Below are 18,082 nucleotides of genomic sequence, written 5' to 3'. Positions count from 1 at the left end.
TCAGCCGGTGATCGTTGCCGGCGTTCCGTCGAGGGCTTCGTCCAGTGCCGGGGCCAGCTTGTCGATCACGTACGGCAGGCTGAGCACGCTGGTGAAGTAGATCGCGCCCGCCGTCACGCCGTCGGTGAACACGAGGTTGCCGTCCTTCACCGGCTCGAGGGCGTTGTACACCGCTTCCTTCTCCAATTCCGCGCGGTCGCCCGGGCCTTCGGTTCCCCAGATCAGCACGTCGGCGGCGTTGAGGACCGACAGGTTCTCGAGCGGGATGCTCGCCTGGCCGCCGCCGTCCGCCGGAACGTAGGCGTCGATGTCGTCGGGTACGACGAAGCCCAGCTTGGTCAGGAAGTCCGTGCTCAACCCGTCCTGGTAGGCGATCGCCTTGCCCTCGTAGAACGCGTTCTGGAGAAAGATCGCCTTCTTGTCGGCGAATTCGGGGTGCGCGGCTGCGGCGTCGGCGAACTTCTGGTTCACGCCGTCGATCAGGGCGTCGACCTCGGTCTTCTTGCCGAGCGCACGTCCGATTTTCTCGGCCTGGACGTCCCAGGGCTCGAAGTAGGCGGTGGAGGCGTCCGATTGGGCGAGTGTGGGAGCGATGTCGCTGAGCCTGTCGTAGGTGTCCTCGGTGAGGCCTGCGTTGGTGGCGATGATCAGATCGGGTTCGAGGGCGGCGATCTTCTCTTCCTCGAAGCCGTCGCCGGTGGCCGAGAGAACTTCGGGCTGCGCGTCGCCCAACGCGGCCTGCGCCCAGGGCCAGGTGGCGTAGGGCTGGTCGCCGTACCACTCCGTGACGCCGACAGGTACGACGCCGAGTGCGAGGACCGTGTCCTGCTCGGTGTAGCCGGCCACCACGATACGAGTGGGTTCTTCTGGCACGACGGTCTCGCCGAATGCATGCTCGATCGTGACCGGGAAGACCGCCGAATCGGAGGACGTGCCGGCCATCGGTGACGCCTCGTCGGCGGAGTTCGAGCATGCAGTCAGCAGCCCCGCGGTGGTCAGCGCAATCGCGCACACCGTCCAGGTTCGGTGAAGTGGTCGGATGTGCATCGAGACGCCTTTCGGAAGGGTTGGCCAACAGCGGGAAGGGTAGCCCACCCTAATTTCGATGCGCAGTCGAGTCCGTCTGCCGACGCGACGTGAATTGCCTGGCTTCAACCTTCACCGAACCTCCACATTTCCCGACGGGCTCCTCCATGTGCGCCCTCTAGGGTCAGTTCTCATGAGCCGCACAGTTCTCGTCGTCGACGACGAGCCCACGATCTCCGAGGCCGTTGCCGCTCGGCTGCGCGGCGAGGGGTACGAGGTCGTCACTGCCGCCGACGGCCCGTCTGCCGTCGACGCGTGCGCCCGGATCGATCCCGACGTGGTGGTGCTCGATCTGATGCTGCCCGGGTTCGACGGACTCGAAGTGTGTCGTCGTATCCAGGCGGCCCGCCCGGTGCCGGTGTTGATGTTGACGGCCAAGTCGGACGAGACGGACATGCTCGTCGGCCTGGGCGTCGGTGCGGACGACTACCTGGGTAAGCCGTTCAGTATGCGCGAGTTGGTCGCTCGCGTGCACGCCCTGGTTCGGCGTGCCGAGCGTACGGTGACCGCCGAACCCCAGGCAGTTCGAGTCGGTGACGTGCAGATCGATCACCGCGAACGGCGGGTGACCAATCCCTCCGGTGACATCCATTTGACCAGAACCGAATTCGACATCCTCGCCTACTTGGCTGCTCGGCCGCGCACGGCGGTCTCGCGCGAAACCCTGCTGTCGGAACTGTGGGGCTGGGACGATTCGGCCAGCAGCAGGACGGTCGATTCTCACGTGAAAGCGTTGCGTCGCAAACTCGGTGGCGATCTCATCCGCACCGTGCACGGCGTGGGCTACGCCGTGGAGTCGCCGCGATGACGCGAATGCTGCCGCGCCCGTTGGATCCGTTGCGGTCGTTCAAGCTCAAGGTCTCGCTCGTCGTGGGCATCGTGCTGGTGCTCGCGAGCGTCGTCTTCTGGATCGGAGCGGGCTGGCAATTTCGCTACACCCTCCTCGCAGCGCTCGTCGTGTCCTTGGCCGCAACACAATTCGTCGCCCACGGGATGACGTCACCGCTGCGCGAGATGACCTCGGCCGCCAAAGCGATGGCGCGAGGCGACTATTCGACGCGAGTGCGGGCAACGTCCAGGGACGAGGTGGGCGAGCTCGCCACGGCGTTCAACACCATGGCAAGTGATCTGGAAGCCGCCGAGAAGTACCGCCGCGAACTCATCGGCAACGTCTCGCACGAGTTGAAGACGCCCATCGCCGCCCTGCGTGCCGTGCTCGAGAACATGGTCGACGGGGTGACCGACGCGAATCCCGCGGCGCTGTCGGTGGCGCTGCGCCAAACCGAGAGGCTCGGAGATCTGGTCAGCGAACTGCTCGACCTGTCGCGGGTGGAGGGCGGTGTGCTCACCATCGCCCCGGAGGAGTTCGCAGTGCGGCAATTCCTCGAGGATGCGACCTCCGTTCACCGAGAACGAGTGTCGATAGTCGTCTCGCCCGACGATTCGACCGTAGTGGCCGACCGATCTCGCATGACACAGGTGATCACCAACCTCGTCGACAACGCCGTGCGGCATTCGCCCCATTCGAGCACCGTGACACTGCGGGCCCATCGAATCGGCGGAGCGTATGCGTTCGACGTCGTCGACCAGGGCCCAGGCATCGCCCTCGCCGATCGCCATGCGGTGTTCGACCGATTCACCCGCGGCGGATCCACCGACGGCGGAACAGGTCTGGGCCTCGGCATCGCCCGCTGGGCCACCGAACTGCACGGCGGAACCATCGAAGTTCTCGACAGCGAAGTCGGCTGCCACATCAGAGTGGCCATCCCCGAGCACTGACTTTCTCGATCCACCCGAACCGCGACTGCACGTCCCCGGACCGCAGCCGCCGACCTTCCATGCCCGAAACACAGAAGAAGGAAGCGCCATGACCACGATCGACACTCCGATTCATCCGACAGCGAAGCACGGTCACTCTTTCTGGGGGCCTCGCACCTGGCCGGTGTTGCGGTATGCGCAGGCCCCCCGTGCGGCGCTGATCGGGTCTGCTGTTGCCGGGCTGATCGGTGCAGTGACGTTGGTGGACAACACGTTCGGTGTGCTGATCACCGCCCTGGCCTTCGTGGCCGTTGTGCTCGCAGCTCGCCGCGGCAGGCTGTCGGGGTGGGAATGGGCAGGGGTGGCAGGAGTGCTTGCATTGGCGAGCGTGTCTGCACTGCGATCGGCCGAGTGGATCGTGACGATGTCGACGACGCTCGCCGTCGTGGTCGCAGTGGTGGTGCTCTCCCGCGCCTGGACGTGGACGGGAATCGCACTCGGCGGTCTACTACCGGTGTTTCTGCCGGTGCGCGTGGCTCGGTGGACCGAGCGCGGAGCCGGTTCGATCGACCTGGAAGGGCCACGGCCGGTCCGGATCGGCATGGTCTCCATTGTCACGATCGCGCTCCTGGTCGTGTTCGCAGCGTTGTTCGGTGCGGCCGACAAGCGTTTCTCGGATGCGCTGAGCGCGGTGACACCCGAGTTCGATGCCGCGTCCGTCGCCGGTCGCATTCTCGTCTTCGTGCTCACCGCAGCAGGTGCGCTCGCCGTCGCCTACGTCGCGCTGCATCCGCCTCGGTTCGATCGCCTCGCACCGTCGCCGCGTCGAACAGTGCAGTTGTGGGAGTGGATGGTTCCCCTCGGGGCGGTGGTGGCCCTGTTCGTCGTGTTCGTCGGGTTCCAGGTGCCGACGCTGTTCGGCGGGCAGGGGCACGTCCTCACCACCGAGGGTCTGACCAACGCCGAATACGCCCGGCAGGGCTTCTGGCAATTGCTCGCGGTCACGGTACTGACACTGCTCGTCATCGCGGTCACGGTCGCGAAGGCCCGCCGCGACGATCGGCGTGAACGAATTGCATTGCGGACGTTGCTCGGAGCGCTGTGCCTGCTGTCGCTGGTGATCGTTGCGTCGGCCCTGCATCGAATGTCGTTGTACGAGCAGCAGTACGGCTACACGACGCTCAGGTTGTTCGTCACGGCTGTCGAGTGGTGGCTGGCATCGGTGTTCGTACTGGTTCTGGTCTCGGGCGTGCGGATGTCGGGGCGCTGGCTACCGAGAGCAGTAGGTGTCGGTGCAGTTCTGACCGTGCTCGCGCTGGCGGCACTGAATCCGGATGCGTACATCGCACGGCACAACGTCGATCGGTTCGAGCAGACCGGACGAATCGATACGTCCTACGTGGGTGGGTTGTCGGCCGACGCGGACGCGGAGCTCGAGCGACTGCCCGACTACGTGCGTCCCTGTGTACAAGCTCGCGGTCCGGTGTTCGTCGGCGATACCTGGCACCTGTGCACGGACCCTTCGGTATCTGTACCCTGAGCAACAACTCAGTTTCAGTGGCACACCAGGGAGGTGCGGAATGAGATACCAGAGCATGGTCGTCACTTCGCTGCTCCTCGTGTCGCTGTACCTGACGATGCCTACCGCAACCGCAGACGTGGCTCTGATCCTCGTCGCGGCGCTGGCAACGCTGATGGTGCTCGCGCACCGAGTCGATGTTCCGGCACTGCTGCGCCTACTGCCGAATGTCGGCCCCACCGCAGAGGAACGCCACCTTCGAGGTGCGTTCCGGCGTCAACATCGCCCGGATGCTCCCGGCCGCCCTCAACCCCGTGCACCCGGTGCATTGGTGGGGGCACTGTAACTCGAAAGTTCCCCCACGCCTTCGCGACCCGTTGTCCGCGAGGTTTGCCGGGAGAACAATCATGCTCGTCATCAACGACGCCACCAGGCGTTTCGGTTCGCTGACCGTCTTCAGCGACATCTCGTTCGTCGTACCGGAGGGATCGGTGTGTGCGCTCGTAGGTGCAAACGGTGCCGGAAAGACGACCCTGCTCCGCTGCGTCGTCGGAGCAGACAATCTCGATTCCGGCACCATCACACTTTTCGGGAATGCTGTCGACGAAGCCGCGCCCGATTTCCGCGCGCGCGTGGCATCGGTCCTGGACGATCCGGGGACGTTCCCGCATCTGTCGGTGAGTGAACATCTGCAACTCGTTGCTGCGGCCCACGGAGTCGCCGACCCTGCGAGTGCAGCAGAGCGGGTGATCGAGGGACTGGGGCTCGGCCACGTCGTCGATCAGCTGCCAGTCACGCTGTCCAGCGGTCAGAAGCGAAGGCTGGCATTGGGTTCGGCGTTCGTGCGACCGCGAGACGTACTGGTGCTCGACGAACCCGAGCAGCGGTTGGACGCCGAAGGCAAGCGCTGGTTGGCTCAGGCCATCGTGCGCGAGAAGCAGGCCGGCTGCATTGTCCTGATGGCATCTCACGACCCGGATCTCGTCGAGCAGGTAGCCGACACGAGCGTGGACGGTGACCGATGGCGACAGTGATGACGGCCGTTCCCTCGCCACGCGTAGTCCGTAGCCGGATTCGCGGCTGGACACGCGCGAGGAGGCCGATCGACATCGGCGCTGTCCTCGCGGTGTGGGGACTACCGGTGTTCGTAGCGACGGGACTGCTGTGGCACCTTCTCGGGCGCTTCGAGCCCAACCGACCCGAGTCTGGGAACCCGCTTGCGGGGCTGCTGCTGGAGGTCGACTCACTGTTCGCGTCCGGCCTCGCAATCGCAGCATGCGGCCTGGTCATGGCTGCGGTGCGGGCGGTGGGGCCGGTCGTGGTGGATTCTGCCGAACAGTTCTGGATTCACTCGACCCCGCTCGATCGGTCGGGTGTGCTCGCTCCGCGATACTGGACTTCGACAGCATGTGGCGGTGCCCTGGGTGTGCTGATCGCGCGAGTAGCAACACTGTTCGGTACGACTGCCCACAGTTGGTGGTGGTTCGGCGGCATGGGAGCAGCGATAGGTGCGAGCGTTGTCGGATGGGGAGTGCTGGCGCAGACATCGCGGTTCTGGGAGGGGTGGTACCGGTCAACCTCGCTCGGGTTCGTGTGCATCGGCGTCGTCGGCTGTTCGGTGTCCGCCGTCCACGCGCCGGTACTGCCCGCACTCTCCATCGGGTGGCCGTCGGCCGTGGCCCTCGTCTTCGGTGTTGCGATCGTGTGGGTCGGTCGATCCCGCATGCATCGACTGAATCGGTCTGCGCTGGAACGCGGTTCGGGGTTGGTGACCTCTCTGTCGGTGGCGATCGCGACGATGGATACATCGTTCGTTTCTTCCCAAATGGATTCGCGCACTTGGCGTCGTGTGGGACTGGTTCGGTCTCGGTCGTTTTCGGGTTCGCGTCGGCGAATGTTCGTGGATGCCGATGCTCGACGCGTACTTCGCGACCGGCGCGCGGTGCGCACTCTGGTTTCGGTCGTCATCGCGGTCTACCTGTGCGCGGCGGTATTCGCGCTGCCCCTGCGTCCGGTTGCGTTACTGCTCGCATGTTGCGTCGTAGGCACCGTATGCGGTCGCGGGCTACGAGACGTCAACTCGTCCAGTGCGTTTCGTGCGGCTCTCGGAGGGTCCGATCGCAGTCTGCGGGTAGCGCATCTTGTGGTGCCTGCAGTCGGAATCCTCGCTGTATTCGGTGCCTGCCTACCGGTCGTGTTCGGAGCGTCGCTGTGGGCATTGCTGCCGACCCCGTTCGTAGCGCTCGTTGCTCTGTATCGATCGGCGTCGCGTCCGCCACTCGAATACGGAGGGCTGATACTGGAGACGCCGATGGGGCAGGTGCCGGTTGACATGCTTCGGCAGTTGTTTCGCGGTTCACTTGTCGTTTTCGCGTGTGCGGTGGTGCAGATAGCAGTGGGTATCGGATGAGCCGGTCGAGTACCCATCGCTCCGTGGCCACTGCGCTCGGCGTCGTCGCCGTCCTGCTCGTCGTCTTCGCCGTCGTCGACGCCCAACCCGCCGCACAGATAGCGATGTTCGGTGCGCTGGTCGCGGCGTCCCTGGTCGTCCTCGGTGCGCCGTCCGACCTCGCCGTGATCGCACCGCTGTCGTCGTGCGCTGCAGGCGCGGACGGGCGGCGACTTCGGGGATCGTTCCGCAGGCAACAGCAACCCGATGCGCCGGGTCGCCCCATGCCCAGAGCGCCCGGTCCGGTCCGTGGACCGGACCGGTGGCTCGAGTTCTCCTGAGCCACTGCGAGATCCGGTCGAGACGCCAACCGACCGCTTTCTCTCACAGTGAGGTGCTCCACCATGCTCGATTTCGTCTACTATCCCGTCTCCGCGGTGCTGTGGTTCTGGCACAGAGTCTTCGGGTCCGTGCTCGGCCCCGACAACGGCTTCGCCTGGGCGTTGGCGGTGATATTCCTGGTCTTCACACTGCGTGCGCTGCTGATCAAGCCGTTCGTCAGTCAGATTCGTTCCCAGCTCGCCATGAAAAGGCTCCAACCACAGATCAAGGCCGTACAGAAGAAGTACTCCGGGGACCGTGCTCGGCAGGCAACTCAGATGCGGAAGTTGCAGCAGGAACACGGTTTCAACCCCTTGATGGGGTGCCTGCCCCTGCTGGCGCAGGGCCCGGTTTTCATCGGTCTGCTGCACGTGCTGCGCTCGTTCAACCGAACCGGAACCGGATTCGGTCATCTCGGTATGACGGCGCAGGAGAACGCGAACACCGCGAACTACGTCTTCAGCCCCGCTGATGTGCAGTCCTTCCTCGACGCACGGCTCTTCGGTGCGCCGATCTCGGCTGCCGTCAACAGCTCTCGGGAGGTGCTCGAGGCCTTCGGTCCGTTCGGGGGAGTGCCGTCGGTGTGGAGCATCGCGTTCGTTGCGGTTCCGTTGATGATCGTCGCTGCGGTTGCCACGCACATGAACTCGCGGGCGTCCGTAGCCCGGCAGGACGCAGCGGCGCTCGCCAACCCACAGACCGCGATCATGAACAAGCTCGTGCTCTGGGTGTTCCCGGCAGGCGTGCTCGTCGGTGGGCCGGTACTTCCGGTTGCGGTGTTGCTGAACTGGGTGAGCAACAACATCTGGACCTACGCCCAGCAGCACCTCGTCTACCGACGCATCGACCGAGAACCGAGTACGTCGACAGAGGCGACATCGGCGGTCACCGCGCCGAAACCCGGGGCCAAGCCGAAGCGTCGGTAGCCGGCCTGCAGGAACGACCTCGGATGAACGACCCAGCTGCGGTCTGTCGGTGGGCTCGGTTACCGTCGTCGGCGTGCCGATCACTGTTTCCACTGTCAACGTCAACGGAATTCGCGCAGCTGTTCGCAAGGGCATGCTGCCGTGGCTCGAGGCCACCGATGCCGACGTCATCTGCCTGCAGGAAACCCGCGCCAACGACGGGGAACTGACCAAGGCGCTGGCCCCGGCCCTCGATGCGGGCTGGCACCTGGCCTCGGCCGAGCCGTCCGCGAAAGGACGCAACGGGGTGGCCTTGCTGTCGAAGGCGGCTCCCGATGCGATTCGCACCGGCATCGGGGCCGTCGAGTTCGCCGATGCAGGTCGCTACATCGAAGGTGACTTCGGCGACGTCACCGTCGCCAGCCTGTACTTGCCGTCGGGCGAGGTGGGTACCGAGCGTCAGGACGAGAAGGAACGCTTCATGGCGGCGTTCGCGAAGTATCTGGCCAAGACGGCCAAGGCTGCGAAGTCCGACGATCGCGACGTGGTGGTGTGCGGCGATTGGAACATCGCCCACACCGAGGCCGATCTCAAGGCATGGAAGACCAACCGCAAGAACTCCGGCTTCCTGCCCGAGGAACGCGAGTGGGTGACGCGGTTGCTCGCCGACAAGGCCCCCTGGACCGACGTCGTACGGGCGCTGTACCCGGGCGTCGAAGGTCCGTACAGCTGGTGGTCCTATCGCGGCAAGGCCTTCGACAACGACGCCGGCTGGCGGATCGACTATCAGTTGGCCACCGGTGATCTGGCCGAGCGCGCCAAGGAAGCGATTACCGAGCGGGCCGAGGCGTACGACCAGCGATGGTCCGATCACGCTCCGGTGACAGTGCGCTACCGCTAGAGCGGAGCCTGCGGAGCGACTTGTGTTCTGGAGCGGAGCCTGCGCAGTGAACCGTGTTGCTGGAGCGGAGCCTGCGCAGTGACCATCTCGGCAGGCAGGAAGTGGGCGTCGACGGGGTCGTGAAAAGATTGCGGCATGTCTTCTTCCGACTCCATCGACACTCCGCAGGGTCCGCGTCGGCGGGTGCTCTCCGGCATCCAACCGACTGCCGATTCTTTCCATCTCGGTAACTACCTGGGTGCGGTGCGGAACTGGGTGGAGTTGCAGGACGAGTTCGACGCGTTCTACTTCATCCCGGACCTGCATGCGATCACCGTTCCTCAGGATCCCAAGGAGCTTCGGCGTCGCACCCGAGTGGCCGCAGCGCAGTTGCTCGCGGTGGGAATCGATCCGGAGAAGTCGACGCTGTTCGTGCAGAGTCAGGTGCCCGAGCATGCGCAGTTGGCGTGGGTTCTGAACTGCATCACCGGATTCGGCGAAGCTGCGCGGATGACGCAGTTCAAGGACAAGTCCGCCAAGCAGGGTCGCGATCACACCAGCGTCGGACTGTTCACCTACCCGATTCTGCAGGCCGCCGACATCCTGCTCTATCGGCCGAATCTGGTGCCCGTGGGCGAGGATCAGCGGCAACACCTGGAGTTGACTCGCGATCTGGCGCAACGTTTCAACACGCGGTTCAAGAAGACGTTCGTCGTGCCCGATGCGCACATCATCAAGGGCACCGCGAAGATCTTCGATCTGCAGGATCCCACCGCGAAGATGAGCAAGTCCTCGTCGAATCCGGCGGGCATCGTCAACATCCTCGACGATCCGAAGGTGTCGGCGAAGAAGATTCGTTCGGCAGTGACGGACAACGAGCGCGACATCGTGTTCGATCCGGAGAACAAAGCGGGCGTCAGCAACCTGCTGGTGATTCAGTCTGCGCTCTCGGGCGCGAGTATCGACGATCTCGTCGCCGGGTATGCGGGCAAGGGATACGGCGACCTCAAGTCCGACACCGCCGACGTTCTGACCGAGTTCGTCGTTCCGCTACGGGAGCGGATGGACGGGTTCATGGCCGACGTGGCCGAACTCGATCGCATCCTCGCGGCCGGTGCGGATCGAGCCAGGGAAGTGGCGAGCCGAACGCTCGCTCAGGTCTACGACAGGGTGGGTTTCCTGCCGCCGGGTGCATAGCATTTACGGCACACTGAGTTTCGTCGTGCTGCGTTTCGGCAAGAAATGCTTCGAGGCGTAGCACCGCGGTGACACGATCCGACAGCAGGCGACGACAGCGAAAAGGTGAGTGCCATGCCCGATTTCAAGGCGATCCTCGACGACCGGCGTAACCGGTGGCCCTGGCTCGATCACACTGTTGTTGCTGCGCAGCGCTATCAGGGTCAGAAGGGCGACTACTACGCGGCAGGCATGACGTATTTCAGTGTGCTGGCCTTGTTCCCGCTGCTGATGGTCGCGTTCGCGATCGCCGGGTTCGTGCTGGTGAATCAGCCCGAGTGGCTTGCCGAGATCCAGTCGCAGATTGCCGAGAACGTGCCGGGCAGCTTCGGGGAGACAATCAATTCGCTGATTCAGACGGCCATCGAGTCTCGGACGAGCGTCGGCATCATCGGTTTGCTCGGTGCCTTGTATGCAGGTCTCGGTTGGATCGCCAACCTGCGCGAGGCATTGACCGCCATGTGGGAGAGCCAGCACGAGCAGGGTGGTTTTCTGGCCACCAAGGCCAAGGATTTCGCCGCGCTGCTCGGGCTGGGGACCGCGCTGGTGCTGTCGTTGGCGTTGTCGGCGCTCGCCGGTGGTGACCTGATGCGCAGCATTCTCGAGTGGGCCAATCTCGATTCAGTCCCAGGAGTGGGCATCGCCCTGCGCGTCTTCTCGATTCTGCTCGCGCTGGCGGGCACCTGGGCGTTGTTCACCTGGGTGATCTCGCGTCTGCCGCGCGAGCCGGTCTCGTGGCGCAGCGCAGCCAAAGGCGCTCTGCTCGCTGCCGTCGGTTTCGAGATCTTCAAGCAGCTCGGTGCCATCTATCTGGGATCGGTGACGAGCGGCCCGGCAGGCGTGGTCTTCGGACCCATCATCGGTCTGCTGGTATTCGTGTTCACGACGTCACGGCTGGTGCTGTTCTCCACTTCGTTCGCCGCGACGACTCGCGAGAGCTTGGCCGAAGCTCATGTCCCGGCCCCGGAGCCGGCGGTGATCAACACGAGGGTCGAGGTCAGCGAAGGACCGGGCGTGACGGGGGGCCTGGCGCTGGTGGGTGCCGGTGCCCTCGCCGCTCTCGGCCTCGCGGGACTGCGCAACAGACGTCGCTAGATTGCTCGCAATCGCTGTATCGGAGGACCCGGTTCAGCGGTTGCGCGACAGCCGTCGAGCTCCCCACAACAAGCCGATCACCACGATCGAACCGATGACACCTATCGCGATGCGAACGACGGTGTCGCCTTGCGCCTGCATCTCGGACTGGCGGGAGCTCGACCCCGACGCCGATGCGGGCGGCTGAGCGAGAGTCGGCGTGGCCTCGGGCGCGCGCGTACTCGTCACCGCGGCCGTCGACTGCGGCTCCACGAGTTCGCCCACGCCGCGACTGGAATCGAGCGCGAACCCGTAGTCCAACAGGCGGGCCGCTTGCTCCCACGGCCGGATCGGCAGCACGTCGCCCTTCATGATCGTCACGACGAGACGCCTGCCGCCCCGTTCTGCTCCTGCGACGAACGTCTGGCGAGCATCGTCGGTGTACCCGGTCTTGCCTCCGAGAGCTCCCTCGTAGTTGTAGAGCAGCTGATTGTCGTTGGAGAGGGTGAACCCGGGCCGGTCCTGGTCGTCCGGGATCGTGGGGTCCTTCGGGTATCCGGGAAATTGAACGGTTTCGGTCGAAATCAGTTGCGCAAAGGTCGGATTGCGCATGGCCGCGCGGTAGATCAACGCCAGGTCGTAGGCAGAGCTCGCCATGCCAGGACCGTCGAGACCGGACGGTGTGGCGGTGCGAGTGTCGAGCGCACCCAGTTCTGCGGCCTTGGCATTCATCTTGTCCACGGTGGCCGCGTCCCCACCCAGCTGCCTGGACAACGCATGCGCTGCATCGTTTCCCGATGCCATCACCAGGCCCTGCATCAATTGGAGATTGGTGTAGACACCGTTCTCTCCGATGCCGACGGCACTGCCCTCGGCACCGGCGTCCTCTGCGGTCGCGGTGATCTGGGAATTCAAGTTCAACTCGTCGAGGGCGACAATCGCAAGTAGCACCTTGATCGTGCTCGCCGGCCGATGCCGCCCGTGCGGATCCTTGGCGGCCAGAACGGAGCCGGAGTCCATGTCGGCCACCACGAACCCGGTGGCCGAGATATCGGCAGGCAACGGGGGAGCCCCGTCCGGCAGCACCGCTCCACACTCGGCGAGCCGATCCCCGCCGACGGCCTCAGCGGGAATCGGGAGTGGTTGCGGGGCAGTGCTTCCAGGGGCCGGTACCTCGGACAGGTCGATCGCCGGGGGAGGTGACGCGGCGAACGGGCAGCTGTCGGTGTCGGGCGTAGTGAACGGCGGTGTCGTCGTCGCGGCTGGTGGCTCGGCGGCGGGTTGCGCCAGAGCCGGTCCACAGCCGATGCCGACGAGAACCATCGACACTGCCGACGCTGCCACGCACACTCGAATCCTTTTCATCGCGAATCACCATAGGCGCTCGGGGGTCGGTCGACGTGGCGACCCACCGGCGAGCATCGCCCCAACGACCGCCCTGGTTCTCGTCCCGACATCGTCACCGGTAACGGCCGAATGTCGACCCACGCGCCCGTCACCAGTATGAGAACTCGCTCATGTTGTGCTCCTTCGGTTCTCACGTTCGACAGAGATCGTTGAGTCATCACCGAAACGGTGGCCCACAGGACTCGGATCGAAGGAGCAGACATGAGAATGCCAGGAAAGTTCATGATCGTCGGTGCAGCAGCCGTTGTCGTCACCCTCGGAAGCGTCGGCGCACTCGCGATCGCCGACGACGACCCCACCCAGCAGCGGCCGTCCTCGATCTCGGTGGAACAGCCTCTGTCGGAGGCGGATTCGGCTCCGAACCCGCCGGCAGCTCCCCAGCAGCCCGCACCGACCCAGATCCCGGACGACCGCTACGACGACGACTGGGACGACCGCAACGACGACTGGGACGACCGCAACGACGATCTGAACGGTCGTGACGACGACTGGGACGATCGCAACGATGATCTGGACGACGACCTCGACGACGACCTCGACGACGACCTCGACGACGACTGGGACGATCTGGACGACGACGACGACGACAACGACGACAACGACTGGGACGACTGAGACGACTGAGACTCGAGCAGTGGCGTCGGCAACCGGCCGACGCCACTCATGTCTCGGACAGTCGGTATCCCATTCCGCGGACGGTCTCGATTCGTGCGGCACCGAATTTCGCCCGAAGGTAGCGGACATAGACATCGACGACATTCGAGCCCGGGTCGAAGTCGTAGCCCCACACCTGCGACAGGAGTTGCTCTCGCGAGAGGACCTGACCGGGGTGGCGCATGAAGGTCTCGGCCAGCGCGAACTCACGGGCCGACAGGTCGACGGTCCGGTCTCCCACCACAGCTCTCCGGGTACGCAGGTCGAGGGTGAGGTCGGCGACCGCGAGCTGGTTGGTGTCGACGGTTCGTTTGCTGCCCAGTCGAACTCGGATGCGCGCCAGCAGTTCCTCGAATCGGAACGGCTTGGCCATGTAGTCGTCGGCACCGGTTTCGAGACCGGACACCACGTCCTGGACGCTGTCGCGTGCGGTCAACACGATCACCGGTATCTCGCACTGCTCTCCGCGCAGTCGCTGCAGTACCTCGAAGCCGTCCATGATCGGCAGGCCGATGTCGAGTACCACCAGATCGAAGTCACCGCTGCGTGCGTGTTCGTATGCGGATCTGCCGTCGGAGACGGTCGTCGTACTGAAACCGCTCGCTCTGAGCCCCTTGTGAACGAACGAGGCGATGCGGGGTTCGTCTTCGGCGATCAGGATGCGGGCCATGGTCGATCCTTCTGCGGGGGAGGGGAATCGGTCAGTGGAATCGTGATGGTGAAGGTGGCCCCGTGCCCCGGGGCGCTGCCGACACTCACCCGCCCACGATGGGCCTGTGCGATGGCGGTGACGATGGACAATCCGAGCCCCGCGCCCTCGGTGCGTCGGGTTCCGTTGCGCCCGCGGGCGAAGCGCTCGAAGATTCGTTCCTGCTCGTCGCGCTCGATTCCCGGACCCGAGTCGGTGACCCAGAACCGGATATCGCCGTCGGACAGTTGCGATCCGATGCCGACGCGACTGCCGGGCATCGTGTGGTGAGTTGCGTTGTCCGCCAACGCCAACAGTGCCTGGGTCAGTCGTTGCGCGTCGAGTGGCGCGTGGACGGTTGCGCTCGCCTCCAGCACCCATTCCCGGTCGGCGAGGGTGGTCACCTTGTCGAACACACTTCGAGTGAGCGCGTCGACATCGGTGTCCACCGGCGTGACGAAGCTCGTCTGGTCGGCCCGGGTGAGCAGCAACAGATCGGCGACGAGTCGGTTCATCCGATCCAGTTCGTCGTCGACGAGCGCGACGGTGTCTCGAACGTCGGCGGGGTCGCCGTGGTCGAGAACATCGAGATGACCTCGGACGATGGTGATGGGAGTGCGGAGCTCGTGGCCGGCGTCGTCGAGGAATCGGCGCTGACTCGCCGCGCCGGACTCGATTCGGTCGAGCATCGAGTTCAGTGTGTCGATCAAATCTCCGATGTCGTCGCCTCGACCGGCCGTTCTGGCGTCGGTGATTCGGCCGGACAGGTCGGTTTCGGTGATCGTTCTGGCGGTGGCCGTGATCTGTCTGATCGGCGACATGATGCGTCCCGCGACGAACCACGCCCCTACTGCCGCCAACACCGAGGTGACGCCGCCGACGACGAGCATCAGGGTCGCGGTCTCGTCGGCCGAGGCGCGTTCCTGGTCGGCGAAGTACGCGGCGACCACGACGCCCGGCACCGGGTCGCCTGCCAGCGAGACCGGCACCGCGAGGTACACAACTTCGCCTGCCGCGCTCGAATACGAACCCTCGACCGGTGCGGTGACGGAGCCGACCTCGGCGGTGAAGCCGGTGTCGTCGGACAGTCGTACCGGCGCCTGCTGCCTGCTCTGTACGGCGAACGCGCCGTCCACGTAACCCAGGAACTTCTCGTTGGGGCGGGCGAGGTTGTAGGTGATCACCACGCGGAGCACGTCGTCGATGTCGTCGAACGGTGCGCCGGTTCCTGGATCGACGCCTGCGTCGGTCAGGGTGGTGAACTCGGCGATCTCGGTGCGCAGCGATTCGCGCATGCGATTGTCGGTCGCGCGGATCATGAGCAGCCACGTGGTGACGGTGACGGCCGCCAGCGACGCCAACACCAGCAGCAGCACCCACGAGAAGATGCGGCTCCGAGCGCTCGTCGGGCGCAGGGCGAGCAGTCGCGTCCGCATCACGTGGTCGGTCTCGCAGCAGGGTCAGTCGTCGTCGTCATCGTCATCCCAGTCGTCGTCGAAGTCATCGTCCCAGTCGGCAGGCGGCAGCGGCGGCGGCGGCACGAATCCGTCCGGTGCCACCGGCTGTGGCGCGGTGGTGGGCGCGGTGGTGGGCGCGGGATCGCCCGGTCCCGGTGCAGGGGGAACGGGCCCCGGAGCACCCGGGGCGGATTGCACGGGTGCGGCGGGTGCGACGATGGGTGCGGGCAACGGGGTCTGCTCGCCCGTCGACCGAGTCGTCAGCAATGCCACGACGAGCACGGCGAGCGTGAGCAGTCCCAGGGCCGAGACGATGATGGTTCGCACACAGACGACTTTGACGACGGTGGATTGTGGCTACGTGAATCGGAGATGAGAGTTCTCTCATGTCCGAGGTCCGGTGCTGCGCATACCGGTTGCGTCGCGTGACGAATAATCGTCGAAGATGCGTGACGGGTACCGATCGTTTCTTACAGTGATCAGGTCGGCGGGTCGGATTCGACGGTTGTTCGACAGGCCGAATTTTCGAGAGGCCGAATTTTCGAGAGGAAGTGCAATGAGGTTTCGGCAACGGCGCGGGCCGATCGCGGTCGGCGCGGTCTGTGCGGTCGCGGCACTGACTGTCGCTGCCTGTTCGAGTACCGGTGGTGCTCCTCGATCGTCCGACAACGGAAGCAACGCGGGTGTCGCCGACACGCCGTCGGCGACGATCGCGATGATCACGCACGAGGTTCCCGGCGACACCTTCTGGGATCTGGTTCGCAAGGGTGCCGAGGCCGCTGCGGCCAAGGACAACATCGAACTGCGCTACTCGGCAGATCCCGAAGCGCCCAACCAGGCCAACCTCGTCCAGAGTGCGATTGACTCGAGGGTCGACGGTATCGCGGTCACGCTGGCCAAACCCGACGCGATGGCGCCCTCCGTCGAGGCCGCGACCGCCGCGGGCATCCCGGTCGTCGCGTTCAATTCCGGTTACGACTCCTGGAAGGACATGGGAGTCCAGCAGTACTTCGGCCAGGACGAGACCATCGCCGGACAGGCTGCCGGGGCTCGCCTCACCGAGGACGGTGCACGCAAGACACTGTGCATCATTCAGGAGCAGGGTGCCGTGGCACTCGAGGCTCGCTGTGCCGGCGTGACGGAGGGCTTCGGAGGCACCACCGAGATCCTCAACGTCAACAGCAAGGACATGCCGTCCGTGGAGTCGACCATCACCGCCAAGCTGCAGCAGGACCCGAGCATCGACCATGTCATCGCGCTGGCCGCTCCGATCGCCTTGACGGCCGTGCAGTCCAAGAACAATGCGGGCAGCGACGCCACGATCGTCACGTTCGACACCAATGCCGCACTCGTCGACGCGATCGAGTCGGGTGACGTGGCGTGGGCCATCGATCAGCAGCCCTACCTGCAGGGCTACCTGGCCATCGACTCGCTGTGGCTCTACCTCAACAACGGCAACACGATCGGTGGCGGCACCCCGGTGCTGACCGGGCCCGCGTTCATCGATTCGACCAACATCGATGCGGTCGCCGAGTACGCCCGTAACGGCACACGCTGAGTGCGTCGCCTCGGCGCGGAAGGAAGATCATGTCCACACAGGCCGATCCGGCTCTGTCCGAACACGCCGTGATCGCAGATGAGCGGGTCAAGAAGCGGAAACCGCTGCAGCGGTTGCTGATTCGACCGGAGGTCGGGGCGCTGTTCGGCGCGGTCGCCATCTTCGTCTTCTTCTGCATCGTGGCACCGCCGTTTCGATCGCCCGAAGCCCTCGCCACCGTGCTGTACGCATCCTCGACCATCGGCATCATGGCGATCGGTGTTTCCCTGTTGATGATCGGCGGTGAATTCGACCTCTCCACCGGGGTTGCGGTGACGTTCTCCTCGATCATGGCCTCCATGCTGGCCTACAACCTGCACCTGAACGTCTGGACCGGCTCGGTGCTGGCGCTGGTGCTGGCACTGGCGGTCGGGTTTCTCAACGGCTACCTGGTGATGACGACCAGGATTCCGTCGTTCCTGATCACGTTGGCGTCGTTCCTCATGCTCACCGGTATCAATCTCGCCGTCACCAAGCTCGTTACCGGCCAGGTCGCCACCCCGTCCATCTCGGACATGGAGGGATTCGACTCGGCCAAGGCAGTGTTCTCGTCCTCGTTCTCGCTGCTGGGGGTCTCGGTCCGCATCACCGTCGTGTGGTGGATCGTGTTCACCCTCGCCGCAACCTGGGTGCTGATGAAGACCCGCATCGGCAACTGGATCTTCGCTGTCGGCGGCAACCAGGAATCGGCGCGTGCGGTCGGGGTCCCGGTCACGCGGGTCAAGATCGGCTTGTTCATGTTCGTCGGCTTCTGCGCCTGGTTCGTCGGCATGCACCTGCTGTTCGCGTTCGACACCGTCCAGTCCGGCCAAGGCGTGGGCAACGAATTCCTCTACATCATCGCCGCGGTCATCGGCGGATGCCTGCTCACCGGTGGATACGGCACGGCTGTCGGTGCCTTCATCGGAGCGTTCATCTTCGGCATGACCAACCAGGGCATCGTCTATGCAGGCTGGAACCCGGACTGGTTCAAGTTCTTCCTCGGTGCGATGCTGCTGTTCGCAGTGATCGCGAACAGCTCCTTCCGCAACTACGCGGCGAAAAGGTGACC

General features: G+C 65.0%; 20 protein-coding genes. 14 read left to right on the top strand and 6 right to left on the bottom strand.

Annotated features, from left to right (window positions below; all coding sequences use genetic code 11):
* A complete protein-coding gene (locus AB0366_RS20150) occupies positions 1-1,047 on the bottom strand; it encodes an ABC transporter substrate-binding protein (RefSeq protein WP_366245495.1) in 1,047 nt (348 codons plus the stop codon).
* Positions 1,048-1,219: 172 nt separating this feature from the next.
* Here AB0366_RS20150 and AB0366_RS20145 point away from each other — a divergent pair, with 172 nt between their 5' ends.
* The 9 genes from AB0366_RS20145 (at position 1,220) to AB0366_RS20105 (ending at position 8,939) form a co-directional block, all read left to right on the top strand.
* Positions 1,220-1,894 (top strand): response regulator transcription factor, encoded by a 675-nt coding sequence (locus AB0366_RS20145; protein ID WP_366245494.1) that lies wholly within the window; start codon positions 1,220-1,222, stop codon positions 1,892-1,894.
* Complete coding sequence (locus tag AB0366_RS20140) at positions 1,891-2,865, top strand: HAMP domain-containing sensor histidine kinase (protein WP_314142460.1); 975 nt, start codon at positions 1,891-1,893, stop codon at positions 2,863-2,865. Before AB0366_RS20145 ends, AB0366_RS20140 begins: the two co-directional genes overlap by 4 nt.
* A gap of 88 nt (positions 2,866-2,953) precedes the next feature.
* Complete coding sequence (locus AB0366_RS20135) at positions 2,954-4,384, top strand: DUF4173 domain-containing protein (protein WP_366245493.1); 1,431 nt, start codon at positions 2,954-2,956, stop codon at positions 4,382-4,384.
* 40 nt (positions 4,385-4,424) lie between these two features.
* Positions 4,425-4,709, top strand: a complete 285-nt coding sequence (locus AB0366_RS20130) for a DUF6412 domain-containing protein (protein ID WP_121870371.1) — start codon at positions 4,425-4,427, stop codon at positions 4,707-4,709.
* A 61-nt stretch (positions 4,710-4,770) separates the two neighbouring features.
* Positions 4,771-5,397, top strand: coding sequence for an ABC transporter ATP-binding protein (locus AB0366_RS20125; protein WP_366245491.1), 627 nt, complete (start codon positions 4,771-4,773; stop codon positions 5,395-5,397).
* On the top strand, positions 5,385-6,773 hold the full coding sequence (locus AB0366_RS20120) for a DUF6297 family protein (protein ID WP_366245490.1): 1,389 nt from the start codon (positions 5,385-5,387) through the stop codon (positions 6,771-6,773). The genes AB0366_RS20125 and AB0366_RS20120 overlap by 13 nt, the downstream gene beginning before the upstream one ends.
* Positions 6,774-6,796: 23 nt before the next feature.
* Entirely contained in the window at positions 6,797-7,093 is a 297-nt protein-coding gene (locus AB0366_RS20115; RefSeq protein ID WP_366245489.1) for a DUF6412 domain-containing protein, read from the top strand.
* 63 nt (positions 7,094-7,156) lie between these two features.
* The gene (yidC, locus tag AB0366_RS20110; RefSeq protein ID WP_366245488.1) at positions 7,157-8,059 is read left to right on the top strand and encodes a membrane protein insertase YidC; all 903 of its coding nucleotides are present in this window, start codon (positions 7,157-7,159) and stop codon (positions 8,057-8,059) included.
* Between the two features lie 73 nt (positions 8,060-8,132).
* Positions 8,133-8,939, top strand: a complete 807-nt coding sequence (locus AB0366_RS20105) for an exodeoxyribonuclease III (RefSeq protein ID WP_366245486.1) — start codon at positions 8,133-8,135, stop codon at positions 8,937-8,939.
* Here the strand turns inward: AB0366_RS20105 and AB0366_RS20100 are convergent.
* Positions 8,936-9,076 (bottom strand): hypothetical protein, encoded by a 141-nt coding sequence (locus tag AB0366_RS20100; RefSeq protein WP_366245485.1) that lies wholly within the window; start codon positions 9,074-9,076, stop codon positions 8,936-8,938. The genes AB0366_RS20105 and AB0366_RS20100 overlap by 4 nt on opposite strands.
* On the opposite strand from AB0366_RS20100, the gene trpS reads away from it, so the two are divergent.
* Both trpS and yhjD read left to right on the top strand, forming a co-directional pair.
* Complete coding sequence (trpS, locus tag AB0366_RS20095) at positions 9,075-10,115, top strand: tryptophan--tRNA ligase (RefSeq protein WP_032397468.1); 1,041 nt, start codon at positions 9,075-9,077, stop codon at positions 10,113-10,115. The genes AB0366_RS20100 and trpS overlap by 2 nt on opposite strands.
* Before the next feature lie 114 nt (positions 10,116-10,229).
* Positions 10,230-11,249: an inner membrane protein YhjD gene (gene yhjD, locus AB0366_RS20090; protein WP_183130201.1), complete on the top strand. Its 1,020-nt coding sequence runs from the start codon at positions 10,230-10,232 to the stop codon at positions 11,247-11,249.
* A gap of 33 nt (positions 11,250-11,282) precedes the next feature.
* Here yhjD and AB0366_RS20085 read toward each other — a convergent pair whose 3' ends face one another.
* Positions 11,283-12,551, bottom strand: a complete 1,269-nt coding sequence (locus AB0366_RS20085) for a D-alanyl-D-alanine carboxypeptidase family protein (protein WP_366245605.1) — start codon at positions 12,549-12,551, stop codon at positions 11,283-11,285.
* Positions 12,552-12,836: 285 nt separating this feature from the next.
* Here AB0366_RS20085 and AB0366_RS20080 point away from each other — a divergent pair, with 285 nt between their 5' ends.
* Complete coding sequence (locus AB0366_RS20080; protein WP_366245484.1) at positions 12,837-13,250, top strand: hypothetical protein; 414 nt, start codon at positions 12,837-12,839, stop codon at positions 13,248-13,250.
* Between the two features lie 46 nt (positions 13,251-13,296).
* Here AB0366_RS20080 and AB0366_RS20075 read toward each other — a convergent pair whose 3' ends face one another.
* The 3 genes from AB0366_RS20075 to AB0366_RS20065 are packed head-to-tail and all read right to left on the bottom strand — an operon-like array spanning position 13,297 to position 15,761.
* On the bottom strand, positions 13,297-13,959 hold the full coding sequence (locus AB0366_RS20075) for a response regulator transcription factor (protein WP_366245483.1): 663 nt from the start codon (positions 13,957-13,959) through the stop codon (positions 13,297-13,299).
* A complete protein-coding gene (locus AB0366_RS20070; RefSeq protein WP_366245481.1) occupies positions 13,944-15,413 on the bottom strand; it encodes a HAMP domain-containing sensor histidine kinase in 1,470 nt (489 codons plus the stop codon). Before AB0366_RS20070 ends, AB0366_RS20075 begins: the two co-directional genes overlap by 16 nt.
* A 24-nt stretch (positions 15,414-15,437) precedes the next feature.
* Positions 15,438-15,761 carry a hypothetical protein gene (locus AB0366_RS20065; protein ID WP_366245480.1) on the bottom strand — a complete coding sequence of 108 codons (324 nt, stop codon included), beginning with the start codon at positions 15,759-15,761 and terminating at the stop codon, positions 15,438-15,440.
* Positions 15,762-15,990: 229 nt separating this feature from the next.
* Between AB0366_RS20065 and AB0366_RS20060 the strand changes: the two genes are divergently transcribed.
* The gene (locus AB0366_RS20060; RefSeq protein ID WP_366245478.1) at positions 15,991-16,992 is read left to right on the top strand and encodes a sugar ABC transporter substrate-binding protein; all 1,002 of its coding nucleotides are present in this window, start codon (positions 15,991-15,993) and stop codon (positions 16,990-16,992) included.
* Positions 16,993-17,021: 29 nt separating this feature from the next.
* Positions 17,022-18,080 (top strand): ABC transporter permease, encoded by a 1,059-nt coding sequence (locus tag AB0366_RS20055; RefSeq protein ID WP_366245477.1) that lies wholly within the window; start codon positions 17,022-17,024, stop codon positions 18,078-18,080.
* The last annotated feature ends 2 nt before the right edge of the window (positions 18,081-18,082 follow it).

The sequence above is a fragment of the Rhodococcus sp. NPDC076796 genome (genome assembly GCF_040702765.1).
Taxonomy (GTDB): Bacteria; Actinomycetota; Actinomycetes; order Mycobacteriales; family Mycobacteriaceae; genus Rhodococcoides.
Note: the sequence above shows the minus strand (reverse complement) of the source record. Positions and strands in the feature narration are given on the sequence as shown.